Source organism: Streptomyces sp. NPDC003393, from assembly GCF_053589015.1.
Genome location: NZ_JBSFRB010000009.1, coordinates 143,161 through 167,678, shown reverse-complemented (window position 1 = coordinate 167,678; position 24,518 = coordinate 143,161). Strand labels below are relative to the sequence as shown.

Annotated in this window: 16 protein-coding genes and 1 other RNA gene; 9 read left to right on the top strand and 8 right to left on the bottom strand. The window is 72.9% G+C overall.

What is annotated here, in order from left to right:
* Positions 1-7 precede the first annotated feature (7 nt).
* From ACWDUZ_RS12645 to ACWDUZ_RS12615, 7 genes are all read right to left on the bottom strand, one after another.
* Positions 8-2,290 (bottom strand): bifunctional glycosyltransferase/CDP-glycerol:glycerophosphate glycerophosphotransferase, encoded by a 2,283-nt coding sequence (locus ACWDUZ_RS12645; RefSeq protein ID WP_451631805.1) that lies wholly within the window; start codon positions 2,288-2,290, stop codon positions 8-10.
* A gap of 8 nt (positions 2,291-2,298) precedes the next feature.
* Positions 2,299-4,509: a bifunctional glycosyltransferase family 2 protein/CDP-glycerol:glycerophosphate glycerophosphotransferase gene (locus tag ACWDUZ_RS12640; RefSeq protein WP_451631804.1), complete on the bottom strand. Its 2,211-nt coding sequence runs from the start codon at positions 4,507-4,509 to the stop codon at positions 2,299-2,301.
* A 131-nt stretch (positions 4,510-4,640) separates the two neighbouring features.
* Complete coding sequence (locus tag ACWDUZ_RS12635) at positions 4,641-6,083, bottom strand: glycosyltransferase (protein WP_451631803.1); 1,443 nt, start codon at positions 6,081-6,083, stop codon at positions 4,641-4,643.
* A gap of 185 nt (positions 6,084-6,268) precedes the next feature.
* On the bottom strand, positions 6,269-7,174 hold the full coding sequence (locus ACWDUZ_RS12630; protein ID WP_451631802.1) for a carbohydrate ABC transporter permease: 906 nt from the start codon (positions 7,172-7,174) through the stop codon (positions 6,269-6,271).
* Between the two features lie 85 nt (positions 7,175-7,259).
* A complete protein-coding gene (locus ACWDUZ_RS12625; RefSeq protein ID WP_451631801.1) occupies positions 7,260-8,612 on the bottom strand; it encodes a carbohydrate ABC transporter permease in 1,353 nt (450 codons plus the stop codon).
* A gap of 42 nt (positions 8,613-8,654) precedes the next feature.
* Positions 8,655-10,073 (bottom strand): ABC transporter substrate-binding protein, encoded by a 1,419-nt coding sequence (locus ACWDUZ_RS12620; RefSeq protein WP_451631800.1) that lies wholly within the window; start codon positions 10,071-10,073, stop codon positions 8,655-8,657.
* A gap of 276 nt (positions 10,074-10,349) precedes the next feature.
* Positions 10,350-13,844, bottom strand: a complete 3,495-nt coding sequence (locus ACWDUZ_RS12615) for an FtsK/SpoIIIE domain-containing protein (RefSeq protein WP_451631843.1) — start codon at positions 13,842-13,844, stop codon at positions 10,350-10,352.
* A gap of 451 nt (positions 13,845-14,295) precedes the next feature.
* Here ACWDUZ_RS12615 and ACWDUZ_RS12610 point away from each other — a divergent pair, with 451 nt between their 5' ends.
* The 4 genes from ACWDUZ_RS12610 to ACWDUZ_RS12595 all read left to right on the top strand — a co-directional run bounded on the left by ACWDUZ_RS12610 (position 14,296) and on the right by ACWDUZ_RS12595 (position 19,702).
* Positions 14,296-15,999, top strand: coding sequence for a serine/threonine-protein kinase (locus tag ACWDUZ_RS12610; protein ID WP_451631799.1), 1,704 nt, complete (start codon positions 14,296-14,298; stop codon positions 15,997-15,999).
* Between the two features lie 180 nt (positions 16,000-16,179).
* On the top strand, positions 16,180-17,427 hold the full coding sequence (locus ACWDUZ_RS12605; protein WP_451631798.1) for a serine/threonine-protein kinase: 1,248 nt from the start codon (positions 16,180-16,182) through the stop codon (positions 17,425-17,427).
* Positions 17,428-17,479: 52 nt separating this feature from the next.
* A complete protein-coding gene (prfB, locus tag ACWDUZ_RS12600) occupies positions 17,480-18,595 on the top strand; it encodes a peptide chain release factor 2 (protein WP_451631797.1) in 1,116 nt (371 codons plus the stop codon).
* Between the two features lie 291 nt (positions 18,596-18,886).
* On the top strand, positions 18,887-19,702 hold the full coding sequence (locus tag ACWDUZ_RS12595; protein ID WP_451631796.1) for a hypothetical protein: 816 nt from the start codon (positions 18,887-18,889) through the stop codon (positions 19,700-19,702).
* 97 nt (positions 19,703-19,799) lie between these two features.
* On the opposite strand, the gene ACWDUZ_RS12590 is transcribed toward ACWDUZ_RS12595, so the two are convergent.
* Positions 19,800-19,991, bottom strand: a complete 192-nt coding sequence (locus ACWDUZ_RS12590; RefSeq protein ID WP_016438128.1) for a hypothetical protein — start codon at positions 19,989-19,991, stop codon at positions 19,800-19,802.
* Between the two features lie 249 nt (positions 19,992-20,240).
* Between ACWDUZ_RS12590 and ftsE the strand changes: the two genes are divergently transcribed.
* The 5 genes from ftsE to ssrA all read left to right on the top strand — a co-directional run bounded on the left by ftsE (position 20,241) and on the right by ssrA (position 24,296).
* Entirely contained in the window at positions 20,241-20,930 is a 690-nt protein-coding gene (gene ftsE / locus ACWDUZ_RS12585; RefSeq protein WP_086726378.1) for a cell division ATP-binding protein FtsE, read from the top strand.
* Positions 20,931-20,963: 33 nt separating this feature from the next.
* A complete protein-coding gene (gene ftsX, locus ACWDUZ_RS12580) occupies positions 20,964-21,881 on the top strand; it encodes a permease-like cell division protein FtsX (protein WP_451631795.1) in 918 nt (305 codons plus the stop codon).
* 68 nt (positions 21,882-21,949) lie between these two features.
* Positions 21,950-23,143: a S41 family peptidase gene (locus ACWDUZ_RS12575; protein ID WP_451631794.1), complete on the top strand. Its 1,194-nt coding sequence runs from the start codon at positions 21,950-21,952 to the stop codon at positions 23,141-23,143.
* Positions 23,144-23,239: 96 nt separating this feature from the next.
* Complete coding sequence (smpB, locus tag ACWDUZ_RS12570) at positions 23,240-23,719, top strand: SsrA-binding protein SmpB (protein ID WP_451631793.1); 480 nt, start codon at positions 23,240-23,242, stop codon at positions 23,717-23,719.
* A gap of 177 nt (positions 23,720-23,896) precedes the next feature.
* Positions 23,897-24,296: a transfer-messenger RNA gene (ssrA, locus tag ACWDUZ_RS12565) on the top strand.
* Positions 24,297-24,518: the final 222 nt, after the last annotated feature.

The following is a 24,518-nucleotide window of genomic DNA, read 5'->3' as shown; positions in this document are numbered from 1 at the left end:
CGCGGGCTCATGACGGTGCGAGCCGGTCGCGACCCCAGGACTGGGCGGGCAGTTGCGCGGCGGCCGCCCGGGGGCGCGCGGCCGGCGACGACGCCGGCGGGGTCCACCCGCCCTCGCCGAGGATCAGCGTGTGCACCACCCGCTCGGCCGCCCAGCCGTCGTCGAACTCGCAGAACCGCGCCCGGAACGCCGCCCGCAGCCGCGCCGACTCCTCGTCACGCCAGCTCCCGGAGGCCAGCAGCGACGCCAGCTCCCGGTAGGAGCGTGACACATGGCCCGGCGCCTCGGCGGTGACGTCGAAGTAGACGCCCCGGCTCGCCACGTACGCGCCCCAGTCGTCGGCGTGCACCACGATCGGCCGGTCCAGGTTGGCGTAGTCGAACATCAGGGCCGAGTAGTCCGTGACCAGCACGTCGGAGGCCAGCATCACGTCCTCCACGTGCGGCTCGCCGGTCGCGTCGACGAGCACCCCGCGCCGGTGCAGTTCGGCCAGGCCCATGCCGCGCACCGGGCCGGACGCGAGCGAGGGGTGCAGACGGACGACGAGCGTGTGGCCCTCGCCGAGGTCCGCGGCGAACCGGGCCAGGTCGACGCGCTCGACATGGCCGCCGCGCCGGTACTCGCGGCGGGTCGGCGCGTACAGCACCACCGTGTGGTCCGCCGGGATGCCGAGCCGGGCGCGCACGGCCGCACCGGCCGCCTCCCGCTCCGCCGCTCCGTCCGCGTGCGCCGCGCCCACGAGCACGTCGTTGCGCGGGCTGCCGGTGCGCGCCGAGGCGAAGGCGCAGGGGTAGGCCCGCTCCCAGACCAGCTCGGAGTGGCGGTTGGCGACCAGACTGTGGTCCCAGCGGTCGGCGCGGCGCAGCATCCGCGGCACGTCGACCCCGCGCCGGGCGCCCGGCTTGCCCAGCAGGTCGACGCCCATGTACTTCAGCGGGGTGCCCTGATGGGTGTGGATGTGGACGCTGCCGGGGCGCTTGACCAGCGCGTCGGACCAGTTGACGTTGTTGACGAAGTACGCCGCCCGCGCGGCGAGCTGCCGGTAGCGCAGGCTGCCGGGCTCGACGTGCTCCACGCCGGGCGGCAGCAGCCCGGCCTGCCGCGCCTGCTCGGGGTTCTTCACCACCCATACCCCGCGCAGATGCGGGGCGACCGCCTGCGCCGCCCGGTGGATCGCCGCCGGGTCGCCGAGCACGCCGCGGTGGGAGAACGCCGAGTACAGCACGAGGTCCGGATCCAGCGGCCGCCGGGTCTGGAGCGCGGCCCACCCGCCCTTGACCCGCCTGGCCGCCGCCCTGCGCACCCGCAGCGCCCGCCGTCCCAGCTCCCGTTCCGCCCGCCCGGCCTGGCGCCGCAGCTGGTAGGCCGCGTAACCGCCCTCCAGGGCACGGACCCCACCGTCCACCGCTGCGCCCGCCGGCCGGTGCCTGCGGAACATCTCCGCCGTGCGGCGGAAGAACTCGGGCCTGTCCGACGGGGGCAGCCGGTCGGGCTTGGCGAGGATGTCCAGGCAGTGTTCCCCCATCTTGCGGTGCAGATACGGCCGCCAGACCGCCAGTTCGGGACGGGTGTCGAGAAAGGCGAAGACCCGCTCGTACTGGTCGTGGATGTCGAAGTGCTTGCGGCTGGTGGTGGACAGGATGTTGCCCTGCCGGCGCTGGCGGTAGTTCACGCAGATCCGGTCGAGCACGGCGATCCGGCCGGCGGTGAGCATGACCGGGAACGTCCACGGCGTGTCCTCGTAGTAGCCGGGCGGGAAGGAGAACCCGTGCTCCTCGACGAAGTCCCGACGGTAGAGCTTGTTCCACACCACCATCAGCAAGTCCAGGATCTGCGGGTGTTCGCCGGCCGTGAAGGTGTTGTCGCCGCACTCGGTCAGCACGTGCGCGAGCACGTTGCGCCGCGTCCCGCCCCACCAGTAGGTGCGCGCGTAGTCGAAGACCAGGACGTCCGGGTCGCCGGTCTCGGCCAGCCGGTCGGCCATGGCGTGCAGCGCGCCCGGCGTGAGGGTGTCGTCGCTGTCGAGGAAGAAGAGGTAGTCGCCGGTGGCCAGCGGCATCCCGGCGTTGCGGGCCCGGCCGAGCCCGACGTTCTCCGGCAGGTGCAGCACGCGCAGGCGTGCGTCGCGGCCGGCGTACTCGTCGAGGATCGCGCCGGAGCCGTCCGGGGAGCAGTCGTCGACGGCGATCACCTCGATGTCCCGGAAGGACTGGCCGAGCACCGAGTCGAGGCACTCGCGCAGGAAGCCCTGCACCTTGAAGCAGGGGACGATGACGCTGAGTCGGGGCACGGCTGGAGTCAGCTCCTCACGAGGGTGGCGGCAGGGGCCGGGACGCGCTCGGCCATCGGGATCACGGGCGGCAGGGCCTCGGGCGGCTCGCCGAGGAACACCCGGCGTACGACCCGCTCGGCGGCCCGCCCGTCGTCGAACCGGCAGAACCGCTCCCGGAAGGCCGCGCGCAGCGCCGCCGCCCCGGCATCCGTGTGAGCGCCGTCGCGGAAGAGCCGCGCCAGCTCCTCCGGGGTGCGCGCGACCGGTCCCGGTGGGGTCTCCATCAGGTCGAAGCAGACGCCCCGCGTCTCCCGGTAGACCTCCCAGTCGTCGGCGTACACGACGATCGGCCGGTCCAGGTTGGCGTAGTCGAACATGATCGACGAGTAGTCCGTGACCAGTGCGTCGGCGGCCAGGCACACCTCCTCGGTGGAGCGGTGCGCGGTCACGTCGATGACCCGGCCGCTGCCCGCCGCGCCGCCCCGGTCGTAGAAGTAGTGGGCGCGCAGCAGGACGACGACGTCCTCGCCGGCCGCCTCGCAGAACGCCTCCAGGTCCAGCGCCGGCTCGAAACCGGTGCGGTGGTCGCGGTGGGTGGGGGCGTACAGGACGGCCGTCGCGCCCTCGGGGACGCCGAGTTCACTGCGGACGCGGGCCACGTCCTCGGCGCCGGCCCGGTAGAAGAGGTCGTTGCGCGGATAGCCGTACTCCAGGGTCTCGTACGCGCCGGGGAAGGCGCGCTCCCAGACCTCGGTGGAGTGGCGGTTGGAGGAGAGGTTGTAGTCCCAGCGGTGCACGCGGCGCAGCAGCTTGGTGAAGCTGCCGGTCTGCGCCGCGACCACCGGGTACGTCGCCTGGTCGCAGCCCATCGTCTTCAGCGGGGTTCCGTGCTGGGTCTGGAGGTGCACGCTGCCGCGGCGCTTGACGACGGCGTCGGCGAAGTTGGCGTTGTTCACCAGGTACTTGGCGCGGGCCAGCACTTTCCAGTAGCGGCGGCTGCCGATGACCACGTGGTCGACGTCCTCGGGGACGGTGTGTTCCTGGCCGGGCTCGACCAGGAACACCGCGCTCAGGTGCGGGGCGAGTTGACGGGCCTGGGCGTGCAGCGCGGCGGGGCTGCACGCGTAACCGCGGCCCCAGTAGGCGCAGTAGACGACGAGGCCGGCGTCGAGCGGGCGGAGCAGATGCCACCGGTAGGTCAGACGGGTGCGCAGCCCCTGGGTGCGCCGGGGGGCTCCGGGTGCCCGGGCGGCCGTCGCCCGGACCGTCCGGCGGCCGGTGACCCGCGCGCGGAACGCGGTGTACGCACGGACCGCCGGCAGCAGGCGCCGTACGCCGAGCCGCCGGGACCGGAACCCGGCCGGGCGGTGGCGGCGGTACAGCAGGCGGGCCCGGCGGAGGAAGGCGCGACGCCGGTGCGCGGGCACCCGGTCCGGGTGCGCGGCCGTGCTCAGCACGGCGTCGAAGATCTGGGCGAACAACTGTGTGAACCGCTCCTCGGACAGCCCCGCCTCGGCGGCCCGGACGAGCACCCGCTCCGCCTGGTCGAGAAGATCGAACTGGTGCTCGCCGGGAAGATCGGTGCGACTGCCCTGCCGACGCTCGAGATGCCGTACGACGACCCGGCGCAGCACCGCGATCCGCTCGGCGGCCACGGTGACCAGGCCGCCCCAGCCCAGAGCGGTGTGGTGCCCGTCGGGGAAGGCGAGGCCCTGACCGGTCACGAAGGAGCGGCGGTGCGCGGCGCTCCACGCCGGCCACCGGACGCCGGTCAGCTGCGGGGCCTCGGCGGGGGAGAAGGCGTGCGCCGGGACGTCCGCCGGGAGCAGCCCGGCCGACGGATCCGTCGGCACCCCTTCCCACCAGGGGGTCCGCTCGTGCTCGAAGTACAGCACGTCCACGTCGCCGGTCTCCTCCAGCCGGGCGGCCAGCGCGGTCAGCGCGCCCGGCGCGAGCATGTCGTCGCCGTCCAGGAACAGCAGATACGTGCCGGTCGCCGCCCGCATCCCGGCGTTGCGCGCTCCGCCGGGACCGGCGGACGGCGGCGAGTGCACCGGCCTGACCCGCGAGTCCCGCCCGGCGTACCCGGCGGCCACGCCGGCGGCCGGGGCGTCGGGCGCGTCGCAGACCGGGATCAGCTCGAAATCGCCGAAGGACTGGGCGAGGACCGAGTCCAGCGCCAGGGACAGCCGCCCGGCGACCCCATGGGACGGGACGATGATGCTGAAGCGGGGCATTCTGTTCTTTCTGTTGTCGTCCTGGTCCTGCGGTCGCGGCCCGGCCGTCCCGGCGGTCGCCAGGTCGGGGGCCGGGTGGGGACGGGCCGTGACGTGGGGCGCATACGAACTCCCGAAAGCACAAACGGTGGTCAGCGGCCGTCGGTGACGGTCTGCCGCCCGGCCGGGTGCGGCACGGTGGCGCGCCGGGAACCCACGGGTGCCGCCGGTCGTCCGACCCGCGACACCGGGCGGCGTTCCACCGGTGGCGGCCCGGCCGCTTCGTCGCCCCGCCCGGGCGCCACGTGCCGCACCACCGGCTCGGCGGCGCGCCCGCGGCCGTACGGACGGAATCGGTCACCGAACAGGGCCCGCAGCAGCGCGGTACGGCGGCCGCGCACGGGCCCGCCGCCGACGACGCAAGGCGGCCGGCACCGGCCGGCGCGCAGGGTGTCCGGGGCCGGCCGGGAGCACCGCGGCACGGTGTCCACCGCGCACACCGTGCGGTCCGCGCCCGGTGGCAGGCACGGCCGGTCCCGGTGGCGCGCCCGGTGCAGGACGGCCCGCAGCGCCCGCAGCGCCCTCACGACGACCCTGGCCGTACGGCGGCGCACGGTCATCGCCGTCCGCAGCGCGCGGAAGGCGCGGTGCAGGCCGAGCCGGACCAGGTCGGGCGGCAGCCGGGGCCGCAGCGCGAGCCGGACGCGCGGGGTGCGGTGGCGGCGGTAGTACGTGCGGGCCCGGCGCAGCAACGCGGCGCGGCAGCCGCGCGGCAGCCGGCCCGGACGGGGGGACACCGCCGGGAGCGTCGGCGAGCGGTCGCCCACGCCGTGCGGCGGGACCGGCGGCCACCGGAGCGGATCGGGGCGCCGGCCGAGGAAGGCGGACATCCGGTCGTGCCGTCGTCCGGGGACGTCGTGGTGCCGGCGCCCGGTGGCGTGCGGTACGCCGTCCGGGTGGCGCTGCCGGTGGCGCACGCACACCCGGTCCAGGGCGGCGACCGACTTCGCGGCCGGCAGCACCAGGTACGTCCACGGGGTGTCCCCGTGACGGTCGGCCGGGAAGGCGAGGCCCGCGCGCTCCACGAAGTCCCGGCGGCAGGCCGTGTTCCAGGCCACCGGCAGCGGCCGGAGCAGGTCCGGACGGTCGGCCGGACGGAACGGGGCCGGGCCGTCCTCGCCCAGGCGCCCGGTGACGTCGCCGGGGACGGACCTGCCGCCGCGGTCCGTGCGCGCGGAGTCGTAGAGCAGGACGTCCGGTTCGCCGGTCTCCTTCAGACGCCTCTCGATCGACCAGAGCGCGTCCGGTGTGAGCGTGTCGCCACCGTCGAGGAAGACCAGGTAGTCGCCCCCGGCCCGGTCCAGCCCCGCGTCGCGGGCCCGGTTCGGTCCCTGGCTCTCCGCCAGATGTACGGCCCTGACGCGCGGGTCACGGGCCGCGAACCCGTCGACGATCGCACCGCACGCGTCCGGCGAGCAGTCGTCGACGGCGATCAGTTCCAGGTCCATGAACGACTGGGACAGCACCGACTCCAGGCACTCGGGCAGGCACGCGCGGACCTGGTACACGGGGACGATCACACTGAACCGGGGCACGGAGGACATCCAAGGGTCGGCGCGGGCGGTCGGCCCGTCGTGCCGCATCCGTCACGACCGGGCTGTGCCCGGGAACGGCCGAAGGAGTGAAGGGGTCACGTTCCGCTACGGCAACCGGGGGACGGCGGGCGAACGCGAAGGGGCGGGCCGCCACCGGCCCGCCCCTGGTACGTCTGGTCCCGCCGCTATTTCACCGCGCCCGCCATCACCCCGGACACGAACTGCCGCTGGAACGCGAAGAACACGGCCAGCGGGATCACCATCGAGATGAACGCGCCCGGCGCCAGGACGTCGATGTTGTTGCCGAACTGGCGAACCTGCGTCTGGAGCGCGACCGTGATCGGCTGTGTGCCGGACTTGGTGAACACCAGGGCGACCAGCATGTCGTTCCACACCCACAGGAACTGGAAGATACCGAGACTGGCGATCGCCGGCCCGCCGAGCGGCATCACGACCCGGGCGAACAGCCGCAGTTCACCGGCCCCGTCGAGCCGCGCCGCCTCCAGCAGTTCACGTGGGATCTCCGCGAAGAAGTTCCGCAGCAGGAACACCGCGAACGGCAGCCCGTACCCGGTGTGGAACAGCACCACTCCGAAGATCGTGCCGAACAGACCGATCTTGCCGAAGAGTTCGGCGATCGGGATCAACGCCACCTGCACGGGCACGACCAGCAGACCGACCACGGCCAGGAACCACCAGTCGCGGCCGGGGAACTCCATCCACGCGAACGCGTAGCCCGCCAGCGCACCGACCACGACCACCAGGACCGTCGCCGGTACGGTGATCAGGACGGTGTTGAGGAGCGAGTTGGTGATGTCGCTGTTCTCCAGCAGCTTCTGGTAGCTGTCGAACGTCAGTTGCGAGGGCTTGCTGAAGACGGTCCACCAGCCGTTGGCACTCATGTCCTCCGGCGAGCGCAGCGACGACAGCAGCAGACCGATCGTCGGCACCAGCCAGAACAGGCCCACCACGATCAGCACCACGCGGACCGCGCCACCGCTGACGGCCTCGGCGAGGCGGGCGCCGACCGACCGCCTGGCCTTGGCCGGCCGCGCGGCGGGCACCGCCTTCGTGACGGCCTCGGTCGTCATCACCGCACCTCCCGCCGCAACCGCCGCATGCCGCGTCCGTCCGGGGGACAACCCCCGTACCCCCGGCAGGAGGCGTCATGTGCCCTCATCGCCGCACCTCCCGCCGCAACCGCCGCATGTTGAAGAGCATCACCGGGATCACCAGCACCAGCAGGAACACCGCGATCGCGCTGGCCACGCCCGGCCGGCCCTCCGAGAAGCCCTTGCGGTACAGCTCCAGAGCCAGCACGTTGGCGTCGTCCTGGGAGGAACCGGGGGCGATGATGAAGACCAGGTCGAAGACCTTCAGCACATTGATCATCAGCGTGACGGCGACGACCGCGAGCACCGGCGCCAGCAGCGGCACCGTGACCCTGCGGAACACCTGCCACTCGCTCGCGCCGTCCACCCGCGCGGCCTCCAGCAGCTCACGCGGCACGCCCGCGAGCCCGGCCGCGATCAGCACCATCGCGAACCCGGCCCACATCCACACGTACGCGCCGATGATGGCCGGAGTGACCAGCGACGGGCCCAGCCAGTCCACCCCGTTGTACGGCTCCTTGAAGTTGCCCGCCGGGAGCCTCAGCAGGGCGCCGTCGGCCTTCTCGGGCAGCGTGAACGTGCCGTCGGCGGCGGCCTTCGCGGTCGCCACCACCGTGCCGTCCTTCACCGCCTCGATCCGCATGCCCGGGTAGCCCAGTTCGGACGGGTCGACCGCGCCGAGCTTCCCCACGCCCTTGCCGCGGGTGAAGTCCTGCCAGGTGGTCCCGGTGATCTTCCCCGGCTCGGAGGGGGCCTGGACGGCCTTCTTCGCGCTGTCGGGCATCAGGTCGGGGGCGACGCCCACCAGCGGCAGGGCGACCGACTGGCCCGTGTGCACCGGGCTGGTGGTGAGGAAGCCGCCGTGGTCGGGTTTCAGCGGCGAGTTGCGGCCCGGGTGCGCCTTGGGGAACGCCGACGACTGCGCGAAGGTGTCGTGGACCCCCACCCACACCGCGTTGGCGACGCCCTTGTCCGGGTCCTGGTCGTACACCAGCCGGAAGATGATCCCGGCCGCCAGCATGGAGATCGCCATCGGCATGAAGACGACCAGCTTGAACGCCGTTCCCCAGCGCACCCGTTCGGTCAGCACCGCGAAGATCAGACCGAGCGCGGTGGCGACCGCCGGGGCGAACACCACCCAGATGATGTTGTTCTTCAGCGCGGTGCGGATGCCGTCGTCGGTGAACAGGGACCTGTAGTTGTCGATCCCGGCGAAGTGGTCGCCGGAGGAGTCGTAGAAGCTGCGGACGATCGAGTACCCGATCGGGTAGACCACGAGCGCGCCGAGCAGCACCAGGGCGGGCAGCAGGAAGAGGGCCGCCACGGTCCTGCGGGTGCCGGTCACGCTCTTGCGACCACGGGGGGCGGGGGGCGTCGCCGCCGTCTTGGCGACGCCCCCCGCGGCTGCCGACGTCATCGCCGGCCCCCTCCTCGGTGGGTGCGAGCGGTCATCGGCTCATCAGCTCCCGCTGCCGTACGCCGCCGCCGCGTCCTTCTCCAGCTTCGCCTGGGTGCCCGCGACGTCCGAGGGGTCCTTCAGGAAGTCCTGGAGGTCCTTCCACTCGCCCTTGCCGGGCGTGCCGCCGAACGCCTGCGGGGCCTGGTCCGACATGTCGAAGCGGAAGTCGTCGCCCGACGCGATCAGCGCCTGCGCGATCTTGCGCTGGACGTCGTTCGGGTACGCCGAGTTCGGCACGTTCTTGTTCGGGGACAGGTAACCGCCGAGCTTGGCCTGGATGGTGGCCGCCTCGGACGAGGCCAGCCACGTCACGAGCGCCTGTGACGCCTTGGAGTCCTTCAGGATCACCGCCGCGTCACCGCCGGAGACGACGGGTGCGCTGGAACCCACCGCCGGGAACGGGAACACCTTCGCGTCCGTGCCCACCTTCGCCTTGGTCTCGCCGATGTTGACCTGCGCGAAGTCGCCCTCGTAGACCATGCCGGCCTTCGGCTGGTCGCCGCCGGTGAAGGTCTGGGTGACGGAGACCGGGAACTCCGTCTGGAGCGCGCCCTTCGCGCCGCCCGCGACGTAGTCCTTCTTGGACCAGATCTGCGCGAGGGTGGTCAGGGCCTGCTTGACCGACGGATCCGTCCACTTGATCTTGTGCTGGGCGAGCTGGTCGTACTTCTCCGGGCCCGCCTGGGAGAGATAGACGTTCTCGAACCAGTCGGTGAGCGTCCAGCCGTCGGCGCCGCCCACGGAGAACGGGGTGACACCGGAGTCGTAGACCGTCTGCGCGGTGGTCAGCAGGTCCTGCCAGGTCTTGGGCTCGCTCGCGCCCGCGTTCTCGAAGACCTTCGCGTTGTACCAGATCAAAGACTTGTTGGCAGCCTTGTAGTAGGCGCCGTACTGCTTGCCGTCGACCTTGCCGATGTCCTGCCAGCCCTGCGAGTAGTTCTTGGCGAGCTGCGCCTGTGCCTCCGGGCCGAGTGGCTTGGCCCAGCCCTTGTCCACGGCCTGCTTGATGGCGCCCGGCTGCGGCAGCAGCGCCACGTCCGGCGGCTGCCCGCCCGCGATCTTCGAGCCGAGGAAGTTGATGATCGGGTCCTGGGCGGGGACGAAGGTGACCTTGGCGCCCGTGCGCTTGGTGAACTCCGCGAGCACCTTCTTGAAGTTCTTCTGCTCGCCGCCGGTCCAGACGGCGGCGACCTCGAGGGTCTGGCCGTCCAGCTTCGGCAGGGTGACGGAGCTGCCGCCGGCCGTGCCGCCGGTGGCCGCGCCGCTCTGGTCGTCGCCGCTCTTCTTGTCGTTGTCCGAGCCGCCGCACGCGGCGAGGGAGAGAGCCAGTGCTCCCGCGGCGAGAACCGCCGCGGCCCTGGTCGCCCTGGTGGAGCCGGTGGCCCCGTGTGTCCGGATGGTGCTGCTCGTGCTGCGCATCACTGCCCCGTTCTTCGTCCTCGTCGAACGTCCCAGCGCTGTCCTGTCCCGTGCGCTCTGGTCTACGCCGGGGCTCGGGAGTCGGCAAGAGCGCCCACAGTGTCAAGTGGAAGATCGTGACCTCGTCGTGACGGTAGGTCAGCTCCCAGGGGGGCGGCACGCCGAACCGTGACGGTCGGTCAGCTCCGCGGCGACGGCACCTCGAACGGTGAGCGGGCGGTGCGTCAGGAGTTCGAGCCGAGGCGCGCGGAGACGGAGCGGCGGGGTAGCCGAGGGTCAGAGCAGGGACGGGACCTCGGCGGCCGACACCTCCCGCGCGGCCCGCTCCAGCGCGCTGGCCAGCAGGGCCAGGTCCGTCGGTCCGTTGCCCAGCTCGCGGACCGAGCGACGGGTGGGCGGGTCGCCCATGCGGTGCCACTCCAGGGGGACGACCGTGGGCCGTTGGGTCGCCGTCCTGGGGATACGGCCGGTCACCCGGCCTCCCTGGAACGGGGTCACCTGGCCGTCCGCGCCCGTCAACCGGCCGCGTCCCGGCGCCGGTTCGTCCGGGCCGGGAGCCGGGGCGTCCAGCGTGACCCGCAGCGTGGCCCGGCGCGCCGGTTCCGTCTCCGCCGTACGGCCCCCGGGCGCGGTCGCCGCCACCAGGTGCACGCCGAGCCGCTCGCCCTCGCGCGCCACCGCCTCCAGCGCGCGGATCACGGACCCGGCCGCGGGCCGCCCGGGGGACCCCAGCGCGGGGCAGACCAGGGCGTCCAGGTCGTCGACGACCACGACCAGCCGGGGCAGCGGCGGCGGCGCGGTCTGGCCGCGCCCCCGTGCCGCCGCGGGCCGCAGCCGCAGGGTGGAACTCGGCGGGGCGTCCAGATCGGCGGCCCCCGCGCCGGTCACCGTCGGGTCGGCCGGCGCGGCGCGGCCCGCTGCCGTGCGCTGGGAGACGATCCGGCCGGACACCTCGCGCCGGGTGTGCCACTCGGTGAAGTCGGCCCGCCCCAGCAGCTCCGCCCGCCGCTTCAGCTCCGCACTCAGCGACTGGGCGAACTCCCGCATCCGCACGGGATCGTTGGCGGTCATGTGGGTGGTGACGTGCGGCACGTCCGTACAGACCCGCAGACCCTCGCCGTGCCCCTGGCCCGCGCCCGCGCCGTCCCGGCCGTCCAGCAGGACGATGCCGAGGCGGTCCGGCCGCTCGGCGGCGGCCAGCGAGGCCACGGCGGACCGCAGCAGCTCCGTACGGCCGCTGCCCGCCGGTCCCTCGACCAGCAGATGCGGCCCGTCGGCCACGAGGTCCGCGCAGACCGGGCCGCGCGGACCGGCGCCGAGTATCACCCAGGCGCGCCCGCCGAGCGACCGGGCGTCGTCGGCCGCGTCCGCCCAGCGCGCCTGGAGCGACGCCGGGGTGGCCCGGGCCAGGCCCAGCTCGTCCAGCAGCCGCGCCGACAGCGGCAACGGCACCGACAGCCGCGTGGGCCGGTCGCCAACGGCGCCGTCCGCCGCCGTCCGCAGCGGCGCCAGCGCCCGCGCGAACCGCTCGGCCCACGGCAGGGACACCGCGTCGACCACGGCGACGGTGCCGGGGCCCACGGGCACCCGCCCCTGGCCGTCGGACCGGGCCACACGCATCAGCCGCAGGGCCGTCGCCACGTCGCCGCTGAGCAGCGCCACGGCCCCGCACTCGCCGAACACCGGCGAGACCGCGCGGGCCGCCTCGTACGTCTCCGTCACCGGCGACGCGGGAGAGGCGGGCGCCGTCTCGGCGAGGCACACGACGTGGATCCCCGCCCGGGAGCCCTCCCGCGCCAGCCGCGCCACCGCCTCCCGCACCGCGGCGCCACCGGGGTCGCCGTCCACGACGACCACGGTGTACGGCCCGGGAAAGTCCTGCCCGCCCGGCCCGTCGTCCTCCCGGGCCCAGGAGGGCCGCCGGTCGGCGCCGCGCGCGGCCGGGGCCGGCGCCGGATCCGCGGGGTGCGGGGCCGTCATGGGCCCGGCCGCGGAACCGGTGGGTTCCCCGCTCTCGGCGAGGTGGTCCTCCAGGCGGCGCAGGAGCTCGTCCGTGCGGGCCGTCGCCTGGTCGCGGTCGTGGGCCAGGAGCAGCCGGCAGTCCTGGCCGTGGCCCGGCCGCACATGGGGGAGCCAGCCGGCCCAGGACCACTCGGCGGTGCGCTCCTGGAGCGGGCGCGCACGGTCCGCGCTGATCAGAACGATCTCGAGGGTGTCGGGGGAGTGCAGCGCGGCCAGTTGGGCCAGTACCGCGCGGGCCAGTCCGGACAGGCGCTCGCGGGGTCCGGCCAGGCCCAGCGCCCCCACCTCGCGCAGGCCGGCCGTCACCGGTACCGCGGGCAGCAGCCGCCCCGAGTCGTCGGGGGCGGGACGGTCGGCCGTGCCGAGCCGGACCGTGAGCGCCTCCGGGTGCCCCGGTCCGCGCTCCCACAGTCGCGGACCCGGGCCCAGGGCCGTCAGCAGCAGCGCCGCCGGATCCGGCCAGGTGTCCGGCAGACGCGGTGCCGCGTACGCCTCGGACGGGTGCCCCGCGGACCCGTGGGCCGCCATGTCTTCGTACGTACCGCCGCGTCCCGCCGCCGTCTCGCCGCGCCCACCGGCCAGGCGCCGCGCCCACGCACCCAGTCCGCCGCGCCTGCGCACGCCCTGCGGTACGTCGGTGCCCCGTACGGGGGTCCCTTTGCGCCCGCCCCGCTCGTCGGCGCCGTCCGGATCTCCGGTGAACGCCTCCGCGTGGCCCGGTCCGCCGCCGTGGCTCTCGATCCGCGGGGCGCGGCCCTGCGCCGGTACGAGGGGCTCGGGCGGCTCGTGCTCGCGCGCCTCCCGGACGTCCTGGCCCGTGCCGGCGCCCACGCCCGGGGCCGTACCCGTGCCGAAGGCCGTGGCCGTGGCCGCGCCGGTGCCGAAGGCCGTGCCCGTGCCGTGACCCGTCGCGGTGGCCGGCCGCGTGTCCGTACCGCTTCCGGCGTCCGGCACGCGCGCGTGCGCCGTCTTCCCCTGGCCCGCCTCACCCGGCGCGCCGCGCTCGCCGCCCTGGACCCGCACCTGCCCCTCGCCGTCCGGTGCCGTCGCCACGCGTGCGGACGGGTCCGCGGCCGGGGTCAGCCGCAGGGCCGATTCGCCGACGCGCAGCAGTGCGCCCGGGGCGAAGCGGACCGGGCGGGGGCCCACGGGCCTGCCGTCCAGCGCGGTGCCGTTGGTGGAGGCCAGGTCGGCGACCGAGACGCGACCGTCCGCGGAGACCGTCACCGCGCAGTGCAGCCGGGAGACGTCGGGGTCGTCGAGCGGGATGTCGGCGTCGGCGGAACGGCCGACGACGACCTGCCCGCCGTGCAGCAGGTGGACGCCGCCCGCGTCCGGCCCCGCGACCACGTGCAACTGGGTGGGGGCCTCGTCCAGCTCGGGGTGCGGCTCCGGCTCGGCGGGGGCACCCAGGGACAGCACCGCGCCGTCCAGCAGCGGCGGCTCGCCGAGCGTGCAGCGCTGGGTGTCGAGCCGCTCCACTCCCGCGTACAGCACCACGGGCCCGGTCCCGGGCTCCCGGCCGGACCGCTCCGGCCCGCCCCGCTCGCGCCCGGCCGCACCGCGCTCCGGGCCGGTCCGCTCGGCCCCCGCTCCGCCGTCCCCGGCGACCGCGGCGGCCAGCGCCGACGCCACCGCGGCCAGGGCGGTTCCCGCGGGCGCCGTGACCAGCACGTCGCGGCTCACGGCGCGGCCCCCGGCCGCCACGGGCGGGCCCAGCGGGTCTACGACGGTCAGCCGGATCTGCATCGGCGTCAGCGGTCCCTTCTGCGCGGGCGCGGACTCCCCCCACCCCACACGAGCACGTCGGCCAGTCACTGGGGGCATCCTCGCACCTGCCACCGGCAACACGCCCGCCCACCAGCGGCAAGTGATCTTGATTGGTCGGCTCTGCCCCTAAAAATGCCTGGCAGATGCCCGGTGAATGACCGCTTCGAGCCCGCTTGAGATCGGTCACGCCCGTCCCCGGGCAACCAACCGACCCGAGTCGAGCGTCTTAGCGTCAAACGTGTACGGCACCCCCCGCACAGGTCGCCACGCGGGTCGCTCCGCGTCGGCCGTGGGGAAGGCCGAGGAGCGGTGCCGGCCGTCACGAGCCCGGCGTGATCGGCGAGACAGCCCCTAAAGTGGATCGGAACACCCGTGACAGGTCCCAGAAGGCGCGGGGGACCAGGCAAGCAAGCAGCAGGGAGCGCATGACGTGCGGCCGGTAGGCAGCAAGTACCTCCTGGAGGAGCCGCTCGGACGCGGCGCCACCGGGACCGTCTGGCGAGCCCGCCAGCGTGAGACCGCGGGCGCCGAGGCGGCCGTGCCCGGCCAGCCCGGCGAGACCGTGGCGATCAAGGTTCTCAAGGAAGAGCTGGCCGGCGACCCCGACATCGTCATGCGGTTCCTGCGGGAGCGCTCCGTGCTGCTCCGGCTCACCCACCCGAACATCGTCCGGGTCCGGGATCTGGTGGTCGAGGGCGACCTGCTGGCGCTGGTCATGGACCTCGTGGACGGCCCCGACCTGCACCGCTACCTGCGGGCGAACGGCCCCTTCAGCCCGGTCGCCGCCGCGCTGCTCACCGCGCAGATCGCCGACGCCCTCGCCGCCAGCCACGCCGACGGGGTGGTCCACCGCGACCTGAAGCCGGCGAACGTCCTGCTCAAGCAGGACGGCGGCGAGATGCACCCGATGCTCACCGACTTCGGCATCGCCCGTCTGGCGGACTCGCCCGGCCTGACCCGCACCCAGGAGTTCGTCGGCACCCCCGCCTACATCGCGCCGGAGTCCGCCGAGGGCCGCCCGCAGACCTCCGCCGTGGACGTCTACGGCGCCGGCATCCTGCTGTACGAGCTGGTCACCGGCCGCCCGCCGTTCGGCGGGGGCTCCGCACTGGAGGTCCTGCACCAGCACCTGAGCGCCGAGCCGCGCCGCCCGTCCACGGTCCCCGACCCGCTGTGGACGGTCATAGAACGCTGCCTGCGCAAGAACCCCGACGAGCGGCCCAGCGCGGTCAGCCTCGCCCGCGGCCTGCGGGTCGTCGCCGAGGGCGTGGGCGTGCACGCGAACGCCGCGCAGATCGCCGCCGCCGAGGGCGTCGGCGCCCTGCTGGCCCCCGACCCGGCGCCCGCGCCCGTGCCCGCCACGGACACCCCCGGTGTGCCCGGCGCCGCAGACCCGACCCAGGTGCTGCCGCACGGTGCGCAGGGGGTGCCCGGTGCTCCGGCGTACGACCCGAACGGCGCGACCAGTGTCCTGCCGCACACCGGCGGTCCGGCCGGGGCGGCCGACCCCACCACCGTCCTGCCCCACAACGGCGCGGCCGACCCGACGCGCATGATGCCCCCGATGCCGCAGGGACAGCCGGGCGGCGGGCCCCAGGGGCAGCAGCCGGAACAGCCGCACCCCTGGCAGTCCCAGCTGCGCGCCGCCCGCGACCGCAACGAGCAGACGCAGGTCCAGTACCTCGACCCCAGCGAGGACCCGCTGCGCCGCCGCCCCCAGCGGCAGGTCGCCCGGCCGCAGCAGCAGCCGCAGCCTCGGCCCCAACCCGGCTACGGTCATCCGCAGCAGCAGCCCCGCTACGCCCAGCCGCAGCCCCAGCAGTACGCCCCGGCGCCGCAGCGCCCCCAGCCGCAGCGGTACGCGCCGCCGCCCGCACCGGAGCCCCAGCGCCCCGCGCGCGAGCCGCGCGCCCCGCGGCAGCGCAGCGCGAACCCCATGAAGATTCCGGGGCTCGGCTGCCTCAAGGGATGCCTGTTCACGATCCTCATCCTGTTCGTCGCGAGCTGGCTGGTCTGGGAACTGAGCCCGTTGCAGGAGTGGATCGGCACCGGCAAGGGCTACTGGGACCAGCTGAGCTCGTGGGTCGGCGACGTGGTCGGCTGGATCAAGGACCTGGGCGGCAGCGCCAACTGAGCGGCGCGCGCCGGGCCGTCGGTCCGCCGCTGCGGGGGCCCCGCCGGTCCGCCGCATGGGCGCCGCGGCGCGTGAGTCTGGAGATTTGTCGACACCTGACGGGTGATTTCCGCCTCCGCGGTGAAGGTTGGCTCCACGGACGCGTAGTTTTGGCGACAACACGCGTCTGTAGGAGCAGTCTTGGCACGGAAGATCGGCAGCCGGTACACCGCGAACCAGATCCTGGGGCGGGGCAGCGCCGGCACGGTGTGGCTCGGCGAGGGGCCGGACGGCCCCGTCGCGATCAAGCTGCTGCGCGAGGACCTGGCGTCCGACCAGGAGCTCGTGGGCCGGTTCGTGCAGGAGCGCACGGCGCTGCTGGGCCTGGAGCACCCGAACGTCGTCTCGGTACGGGACCTGGTGGTCGACGGCAACGACCTCGCCCTCGTCATGGACCTGGTCCGCGGCACGGACCTGCGCACCCGCCTGGAGCGGGAGCGGCGGCTCGCGCCGGAGGCGGCGGCGGCCATCGTGGCCGATGTGGCCGACGGACTGGCCGCGGCGCACAGGGCCGGGGTCGTGCACCGGGACGTCAAGCCGGAGAACGTGCTGCTGGACATGCAGGGCCCGCTCGGTCCGGGCGGATCCCACCCGGCGCTGCTGACGGACTTCGGTGTGGCCAAACTCATCGACTCGCCGAAGCGGACCCGCGCCACCAGGATCATCGGCACCCCGGACTATCTGGCCCCGGAGATCGTGGAGGGCCTGCCCCCACGGGCGGCGGTGGACATCTACGCCCTGGCCACCGTGCTGTACGAGCTGCTGGCCGGGTTCACCCCGTTCGGCGGCGGGCACCCCGGCGCGGTGCTGCGCCGGCACGTCACGGAGACGGTGGTCCCGCTGCCCGGCATCCCCGACGAGCTGTGGCAGCTCATCGTCCAGTGCCTCGCCAAGGCGCCGGCCTCCCGGCTGCGGGCCTCCGAACTGGCGGCGCGGCTGCGAGAGCTGCTGCCGATGCTCACCGGCATGCCGCCCCTGGAGGTGGACGAGCCGGACGACGCCGAGCCGGCCCAGGAGCCGGGGGAGGAACTGCCCGAGCGCGTCCCGGCGACCGGCGGGGACGGGGCGCGGCGCCGGGGAGCGGTGCCCCTGGTGCCCGGCGCCAGGCCGGACTCCAACCGTGACACGCACACCTCGATGCGGGTGCCCGCCCCGGACGAGCTGGCCGGCGGCGCGCACGGAACGGCCCGCGCCCCTCGTGCGCCCGGCGCGCCCCGCCCCGGCTCCGCCCGCAATCGCGCCGCGGCCCGCCGGCGGCGGATCACCCTGAGCGTGGCGGGTGTGGTGCTCGCCGCGGCCGTCGGCGCCGGTGCCTGGTGGGCCACGTCCGGCGACGCCCCGGCGAGCGAGCCGCAGGACACGCGGCACTCGGCGCCCCCCACGCCGTGACGGCCGTCACCGCTCGGCCGTCCCCGCTTGTCGGAGCCGTTACGCTGGATGCGTGGCAGTCGTCGATGTATCCGAAGAGCTCAAGTCCCTCTCCTCGACCATGGAGTCGATCGAGGCCGTTCTGGACCTCGACAAGATGAGGGCAGACATCGCCGTGCTCGAGGAGCAGGCGGCCGCGCCGTCCCTGTGGGACAACCCGGACGAGGCGCAGAAGATCACCAGCAAGCTCTCCCACCTCCAGGCCGAGGTCAGGAAGGCGGAGGCACTGCGCGGACGGATCGATGATCTCGCCGTGCTGTTCGAGCTCGCCGAGACCGAGGACGACCCGGACACCCGCGCCGAGGCCGAGGCCGAGCTGACCGAGGTCAGGAAGGCGCTGGACGAGATGGAGGTCCGCACCCTCCTGTCCGGCGAGTACGACGCGCGCGAGGCCCTCGTCAACATCCGCGCCGAGGCCGGTGGCGTGGACGCCGCCGACTTCGCCGAGCGGCTCCAGCGCATGTACCTGCGCTGGGCGGAGCAGCACGGCTACAAGACCGAGGTCTACGAGACGTCGTACGCGGAAGAGGCCGGCATCAAGTCGACCACCTTCGCGGTGCAGGTTCCCTACGCCTACGGCACTCTCTCCGTCGAGCAGGGCACCCACCGGCTCGTCCGCATCTCGCCCTTCGACAACCAGGGGCGGCGGCAGACCTCCTTCGCCGGTGTGGAGATCCTGCCGGTCGTCGAGCAGTCCGACCACGTCGAGATCGACGAGTCCGAACTGCGCATCGACGTCTACCGGTCCTCGGGCCCCGGCGGCCAGGGCGTGAACACGACCGACTCCGCGGTCCGCATCACCCACCTGCCCACCGGCATCGTCGTCTCCTGCCAGAACGAGCGCTCCCAGATCCAGAACAAGGCCACGGCGATGAACGTCCTTCAGGCGAAGCTGCTGGAGCGGCGCCGCCAGGAGGAGCAGGCCAAGATGGACGCCCTGAAGGGCGACGGCGGAAACTCCTGGGGCAACCAGATGCGCTCCTACGTCCTGCACCCGTACCAGATGGTCAAGGACCTGCGCACCGAGTTCGAGGTCGGCAACCCTGAGGCCGTGTTCAACGGCGAGATCGACGGGTTCCTGGAGGCCGGAATTCGCTGGCGCAAGCAGCAGGAGCAGGCTGCGAAGTAACTTTGTCGACAGGGCAACTGCCGCCTACCGGGCGGCAGTTGCCTTTTTCGTTCCCGGACGTCCGTGTTTTGCATCACGCTCACATTGCTCTTCGCCTGGCAAAGAGCGCGTACCCGGACATCGCGCACGCAACGGCCTTGACGATGCTTTGAATTATGGGAAGGGTGAAGCGTGGCATGCGCATTGCTGGGGCGCATGTGAACCGGGGGGCTTCATCGTTCAGCTACCTCCGTCGATCACTGCCCCGAGCGCGGCCTCACAGACGATTCGGCTACTGGGGGTAGCAACCATATGACGAAGAAGACGCGGATCCGGGTCGCGCGGATAGCCGCCGGCGCCGTGATCGCCGCGGGCGCCTCGCTGACCGCTGCGGGCGCTGCGTCCGCCGCGGGCATCGAGCTCGGCGTGAACACGGACGAGGGCACCATCTCCGCCAAGGTCAACCTCGACGGCGAAGACCCCACCTGCGACATCGCCACCAACCCGGAGTGCCCGACCGAACCGGGCGACCCTGGTGACCCGGGCGAGCCCGGTGACCCGGGTGACCCGGGCGAGCCCGGTGACCCGGGTGACCCTGGTGACCCCGGCAACCCGGGCGACCCTGGTGACCCTGGTGACCCCGGCAATCCGGGTGACCCGGGTGACCCCGGCAACCCGGGCGACCCTGGTGATCCGGGCAACCCCGGTGACCCCGGCAACCCGGGCGACCCGGGCGACCCCGGCAACCCCGGTGACCCCGGTGACCCCGGCGACGGTGGCAGCACGCCCGGTGACCCGGGCGACAACGGCGGCTCGGGCGACCACGGCGGCGGCGGCGACCACGGCGGCGGCAGCGACAACACCGGCGGCGGTTCCGACGACGACGCCGGCACCACCCCCGACGGCAATGCCCCCGCCCCGCAGGACCAGGGCTCCTCGGCCCTGACCGACACAGGCTCCACCACCCCGGCCAACACCGCGCCGCAGGGCGACGGCAAGGAGCTCGCCGAGACGGGTGCCGGGCAGACCGCGTTCCTGCTGATCGGTGCCGCGACGATGATCGCCGGCGGCGTCGGCTTCCGCTTCCTGCCGCGCCTGATGTCGGGCCGCGGCGGAGCCGCCGCCTGAGCGTAGCCGTACCCCTACGGGGAGTGCCCGGCATATGCCGATGAAGGGCCCGGAGCCTGTCGCTCCGGGCCCTTCGCGTGGTCGGCTCTGCGGACGGCTAGGCCGTCTGGTGCGCCAGCAGCGCCACCGCGGCGATCAGCACCGCCAGCAGCGCGATCAGCGCCATCGGGTTCAGTCCCGCGAAGAAGTTCTCCTGCTGCAGCCGCTCGCGGTTCGCACGGCACACGGGGCACCGGCCCTCGCTCACGGGCGCGGCGCAGTTCGCGCACACCAGCCGGTCGTACGTCATGCGCTCGCCCTCCTTGCACCGGTTACCTCTACAACGCCCGCGGACACGCGAACGTTCCCCCCTCCACAATGCCAGGTTCCCCGGATTTCAGCTCGGGCTCCCCTCAGGTCCACCTGAAGCACGGCTCCTGCCCCGCCGAAGCGCAGACAAAACGTACAACTGACCCGCAACCCAGACCGGTGACTGCGCTCGCGCACCCGACTCGCGTATGGTCACGCTCATCTACCCCCGGCGACCCGTGGTGCATCCGTGATCCGATTCGACAATGTCTCCAAGGTCTACCCCAAGCAGACCCGCCCCGCCCTCAGGGATGTCTCCCTGGAGGTCGAGAAGGGCGAGTTCGTGTTCCTCGTGGGGTCCTCCGGCTCCGGAAAGTCCACCTTCCTGCGGCTGATCCTCCGCGAGGAGCGGTGCAGTCACGGCCAGGTGCACGTCCTGGGCAAGGACCTCGCGCGCGTCTCCAACTGGAAGGTGCCGCAGATCCGCCGCCAGTTGGGAACGGTGTTCCAGGACTTCCGCCTCCTGCCCAACAAGACGGTCGCCGAGAACGTGGCCTTCGCCCAGGAGGTGATCGGCAAGTCGCGCGGTGAGATCCGCAAGTCGGTGCCGCAGGTGCTCGATCTCGTCGGCCTCGGCGGCAAGGAGGACCGCAGGCCGGGCGAGCTCTCCGGCGGTGAGCAGCAGCGCGTGGCCATCGCGCGGGCTTTCGTCAACCGGCCCAAGCTGCTCATCTGCGACGAGCCCACCGGCAACCTCGACCCGCAGACCTCCGTCGGCATCATGAAGCTGCTCGACCGCATCAACCGGACGGGCACGACCGTGGTGATGGCGACCCACGACCAGAACATCGTGGACCAGATGCGCAAGCGCGTCATCGAACTGGAGAAGGGCCGCCTCGTCCGCGACCAGGCACGCGGCGTCTACGGCTACCAGCACTGAAGAGTCCACGTCGGAAAGGCTTGACCAGACGCCATGCGCGCCCAGTTCGTCCTGTCGGAGATCGGTGTCGGTCTCCGCCGCAACCTGACGATGACCTTCGCGGTCGTCGTCTCCGTCGCCCTGTCGCTCGCCCTCTTCGGCGGGTCGCTCCTGATGAGCGACCAGGTCTCGAACATGAAGGGGTACTGGTACGACAAGGTCAACGTCTCGATCTTCTTCTGCAACAAGAGCGACGCCGAGAACGACCCCCACTGCGCCAAGGGCGCGGTCACCGAGGACCAGAAGAAGGTGATCCTCGCCGACCTGAAGAAGATGGCGGTGGTCGAAAAGGTCACCTACGAGTCCCAGGACGAGGCGTACAAGCACTACAAGGAGCAGTTCGGCGACTCCTCGCTGGCCGGCTACCTCACGCCGGACCAGATGGAGGAGTCGTACCGGATCAAGCTGAAGAAGCCCGAGCAGTACAAGGTCATCGCCAGCGCCTTCGACGGACGTGACGGTGTCCGGTCGGTGCAGGACCAGAAGGGCATCCTGGACAACCTCTTCGGGCTGCTGAACGGCATGAACTGGGCCGCGCGCGCGGTGATGGCGATGATGCTGGTGGTGGCGCTGATGCTGATCGTGAACACGGTGCGGGTCTCGGCGTTCAGCCGGCGCCGGGAGACCGGGATCATGCGGCTCGTGGGCGCCTCCGGCTTCTACATCCAGGCGCCGTTCATCATGGAGGCGGCCGTCGCAGGACTGATCGGCGGCACGGTGGCGTGCGGATTCCTGGTGACCGCGCGGTACTTCATCATCGACCACGGTCTCGACCTGGCGCACAAGCTCACGCTGATCAACTTCATCGGCTGGGACGCCGTGCTGACCAAGCTGCCGCTCATCCTCGCGACGAGCCTGCTGATGCCCGCGCTCGCCGCGTTCTTCGCGTTGCGCAAGTATCTGAAGGTGTGACACATGCCAACAGGGGTGTACGGCCAAGCGGACGTACGCCCCTGAGGCGTTGTCCTAGACTCACCGCCATGTCAGGTCGTGACCCGTTTCGTCAGCCCCGCCGCAACCGCGCCGGGGCCACCCTGACACTGGTCTTCGTGGGCGTGCTCGTGGCCGGCGCGGCGACCGGCTCCCTGCCCGGCTCGGTGCCGGACGGCGCCGGACGGAAGTCCTCCGAACGGGCGGCCGGTGCGGCCGATCTCGAGCCCGCCGGTCACCACGAGGAGGTGGCGGAGGCGGCCGAGGAGGCCATGGCCGCCGGCAAGTCCCCCATGGAGGCCGCCGAACGGGCCGTCAGCCGCAGCGGCGACCGCTGGGGCGCCGTGTACTCCCGGGGCGACTACGAGGAGTTCCAGGAGGCCCTGGACGGCCGGTACACCGGCGTCGGCCTGTGGGCGCGGCGCGAGCCGGACGGCCGCATCGACGTCTCCAAGGTGCAGTCCGGCTCGCCCGCGGCCGACGCGGGGATCCGCCCGGGCGACCGGCTGCGGAGCGTGGACGGCGAGAAGGTGGACGGGCTGCCCGTCACGCAGGTCGTCTCCTTACTGCGCGGCGACGCCGACGACGCGCCCGCGGGCACCGTCGTCACCCTGGGCCTCCAGCGCGGCACGCGCGCGTGGACGCGGACCGTGCGCCGCGCCCGCCTCTCGACCGACCCGGTCACCGAGCGGCGCCTGGCCGACGGGGTGACCGTCATCAAGGTCACCGCGTTCACGAAGGGCGTGGGCGAGAAGGTCCGCGAGGCGGTACGCCGGTCGCCCTCGGGCGCCGGGATCATCCTGGACCTGCGGGGCAACTCCGGCGGCCTGGTCACCGAGGCCGTCACCGCCGCCTCCGCCTTCCTCGACGGCGGCCTGGTCGCCACCTACGACGTCGACGGCAAACAGCGCGCCCTGCACGCCGGCCCCGGCGGCGACACCAAGAAGCCCTTGGTCGCGCTCGTCGACGGCGGCACGATGAGCGCGGCGGAACTGCTCACCGGCGCGCTCCAGGACCGGGGGCGCGCGATCGTGGTGGGCTCCCGCACCTTCGGCAAGGGCTCCGTGCAGATGCCGAGCCGGCTGCCCGACGGCTCCGTCGCCGAACTCACGGTCGGGCACTACCGCACCCCGTCGGGCCACAGTGTGGACGGCCACGGCATCATCCCGGACCTCAACGCGGGCAGCGACGCGCTGGAACGGGCGCGTACGGTCCTCACGGGCCTGGGCGACAACCCCTCGTGACCGCGCGGACGCCGACCGCGCACGCGGTGCCCGCTTGACGCACGCCCCGATAATCTTTCCCCGCGACCCCTCCGTAGTGCGAAAATGGTGGGCACTATGGCTAAGGAAAAAGGGCGCAAGCTGATCGCGCAGAACAAGAAGGCGCGGCACGACTACCACATCCTCGACACCTATGAGGCCGGCCTGGTCCTCACCGGCACCGAGGTGAAGTCGCTGCGCCAGGGGAGGGCCTCGCTGGTCGACGGCTTCGTGCAACTGGACGATCACGAGGCGTGGCTGCACAACGTGCACGTGCCCGAGTACAGCCAGGGCACCTGGACCAACCACAGCGCCCGCCGCAAGCGGAAGCTGCTGCTGCACCGGCTGGAGATCGACAAGCTGGAGTCGAAGTCCCAGGAGACGGGTCACACGATCGTGCCCCTCGCCCTGTACTTCAAGGACGGCCGCGCCAAGGTCGAGATCGCGCTGGCGAAGGGCAAGAAGGAGTACGACAAGCGTCAGACGCTGCGCGAGAAGCAGGACCGGCGCGAGGCGGACCGCGCGATGGCGGCGGTGCGCCGCCGGCAGCGCGGCTGAGCCGGGGACGGACCGGGATCCGCACCGGGAACGGTCTGGTGCCGGGCCGCGTGACAACGGGCACGATCGCCGTACGGCGGCCGGGTGACCGGCGGGAATACGGTGGCGTCGGCGGGCGTTGTTCCGTACGATGGCACCTGCACCTCACAGCGGGTGCGCACCTTGAGAAATCAACATGGGGATGATCGGTTTCGACAGCGGCTGTCGAAGCAGGGGAAGCGTGTCGAGGAAGCGGCCATGATCTCGTAAACCACAGGCCGAAAAAAATAATCGCCAACACCAAGCGCGATTCCTCCCAGCAGGCCTTCGCCCTCGCTGCCTGATCTCAGGTAGCAGAGCGAGCCTCCTACTAAGGGAGTGTCAGCCCGGGGCTGTTCCCGACCCGGATCCTGGCATCAGCTAGGGGACTAAACCTTGATCCCGGTCACGGGGTGAAGAGGGAAACCACACAGTGACTGAGCCCGTCGGAGACTTGTCCGCGTGATCTCCGGGGCTGAGAAAAGCGAAGCGGACTGCACACGGAGAAGCCCTGGTTCCGCACCGTTGGACGCGGGTTCGATTCCCGCCATCTCCACCAGCTGGAGCTGGGGGCCCGGCCCCCAGACCCCGCACCCCATGTGGACAAGGCCCCGTCGCCTCCGAGCGGCGGGGCCTTCGTCGTTCCCATGGCCGCTCACGGGCTGCGCCCAAAAGGTTGTACGCCTCCTGTTGCACTTGTGTCCCGCTTCTGTACCGCTTCTGTGCCATAGGGAAAATCCGTTGACATGTAAAGGACACGTGTAGGGATCATGGACCATCC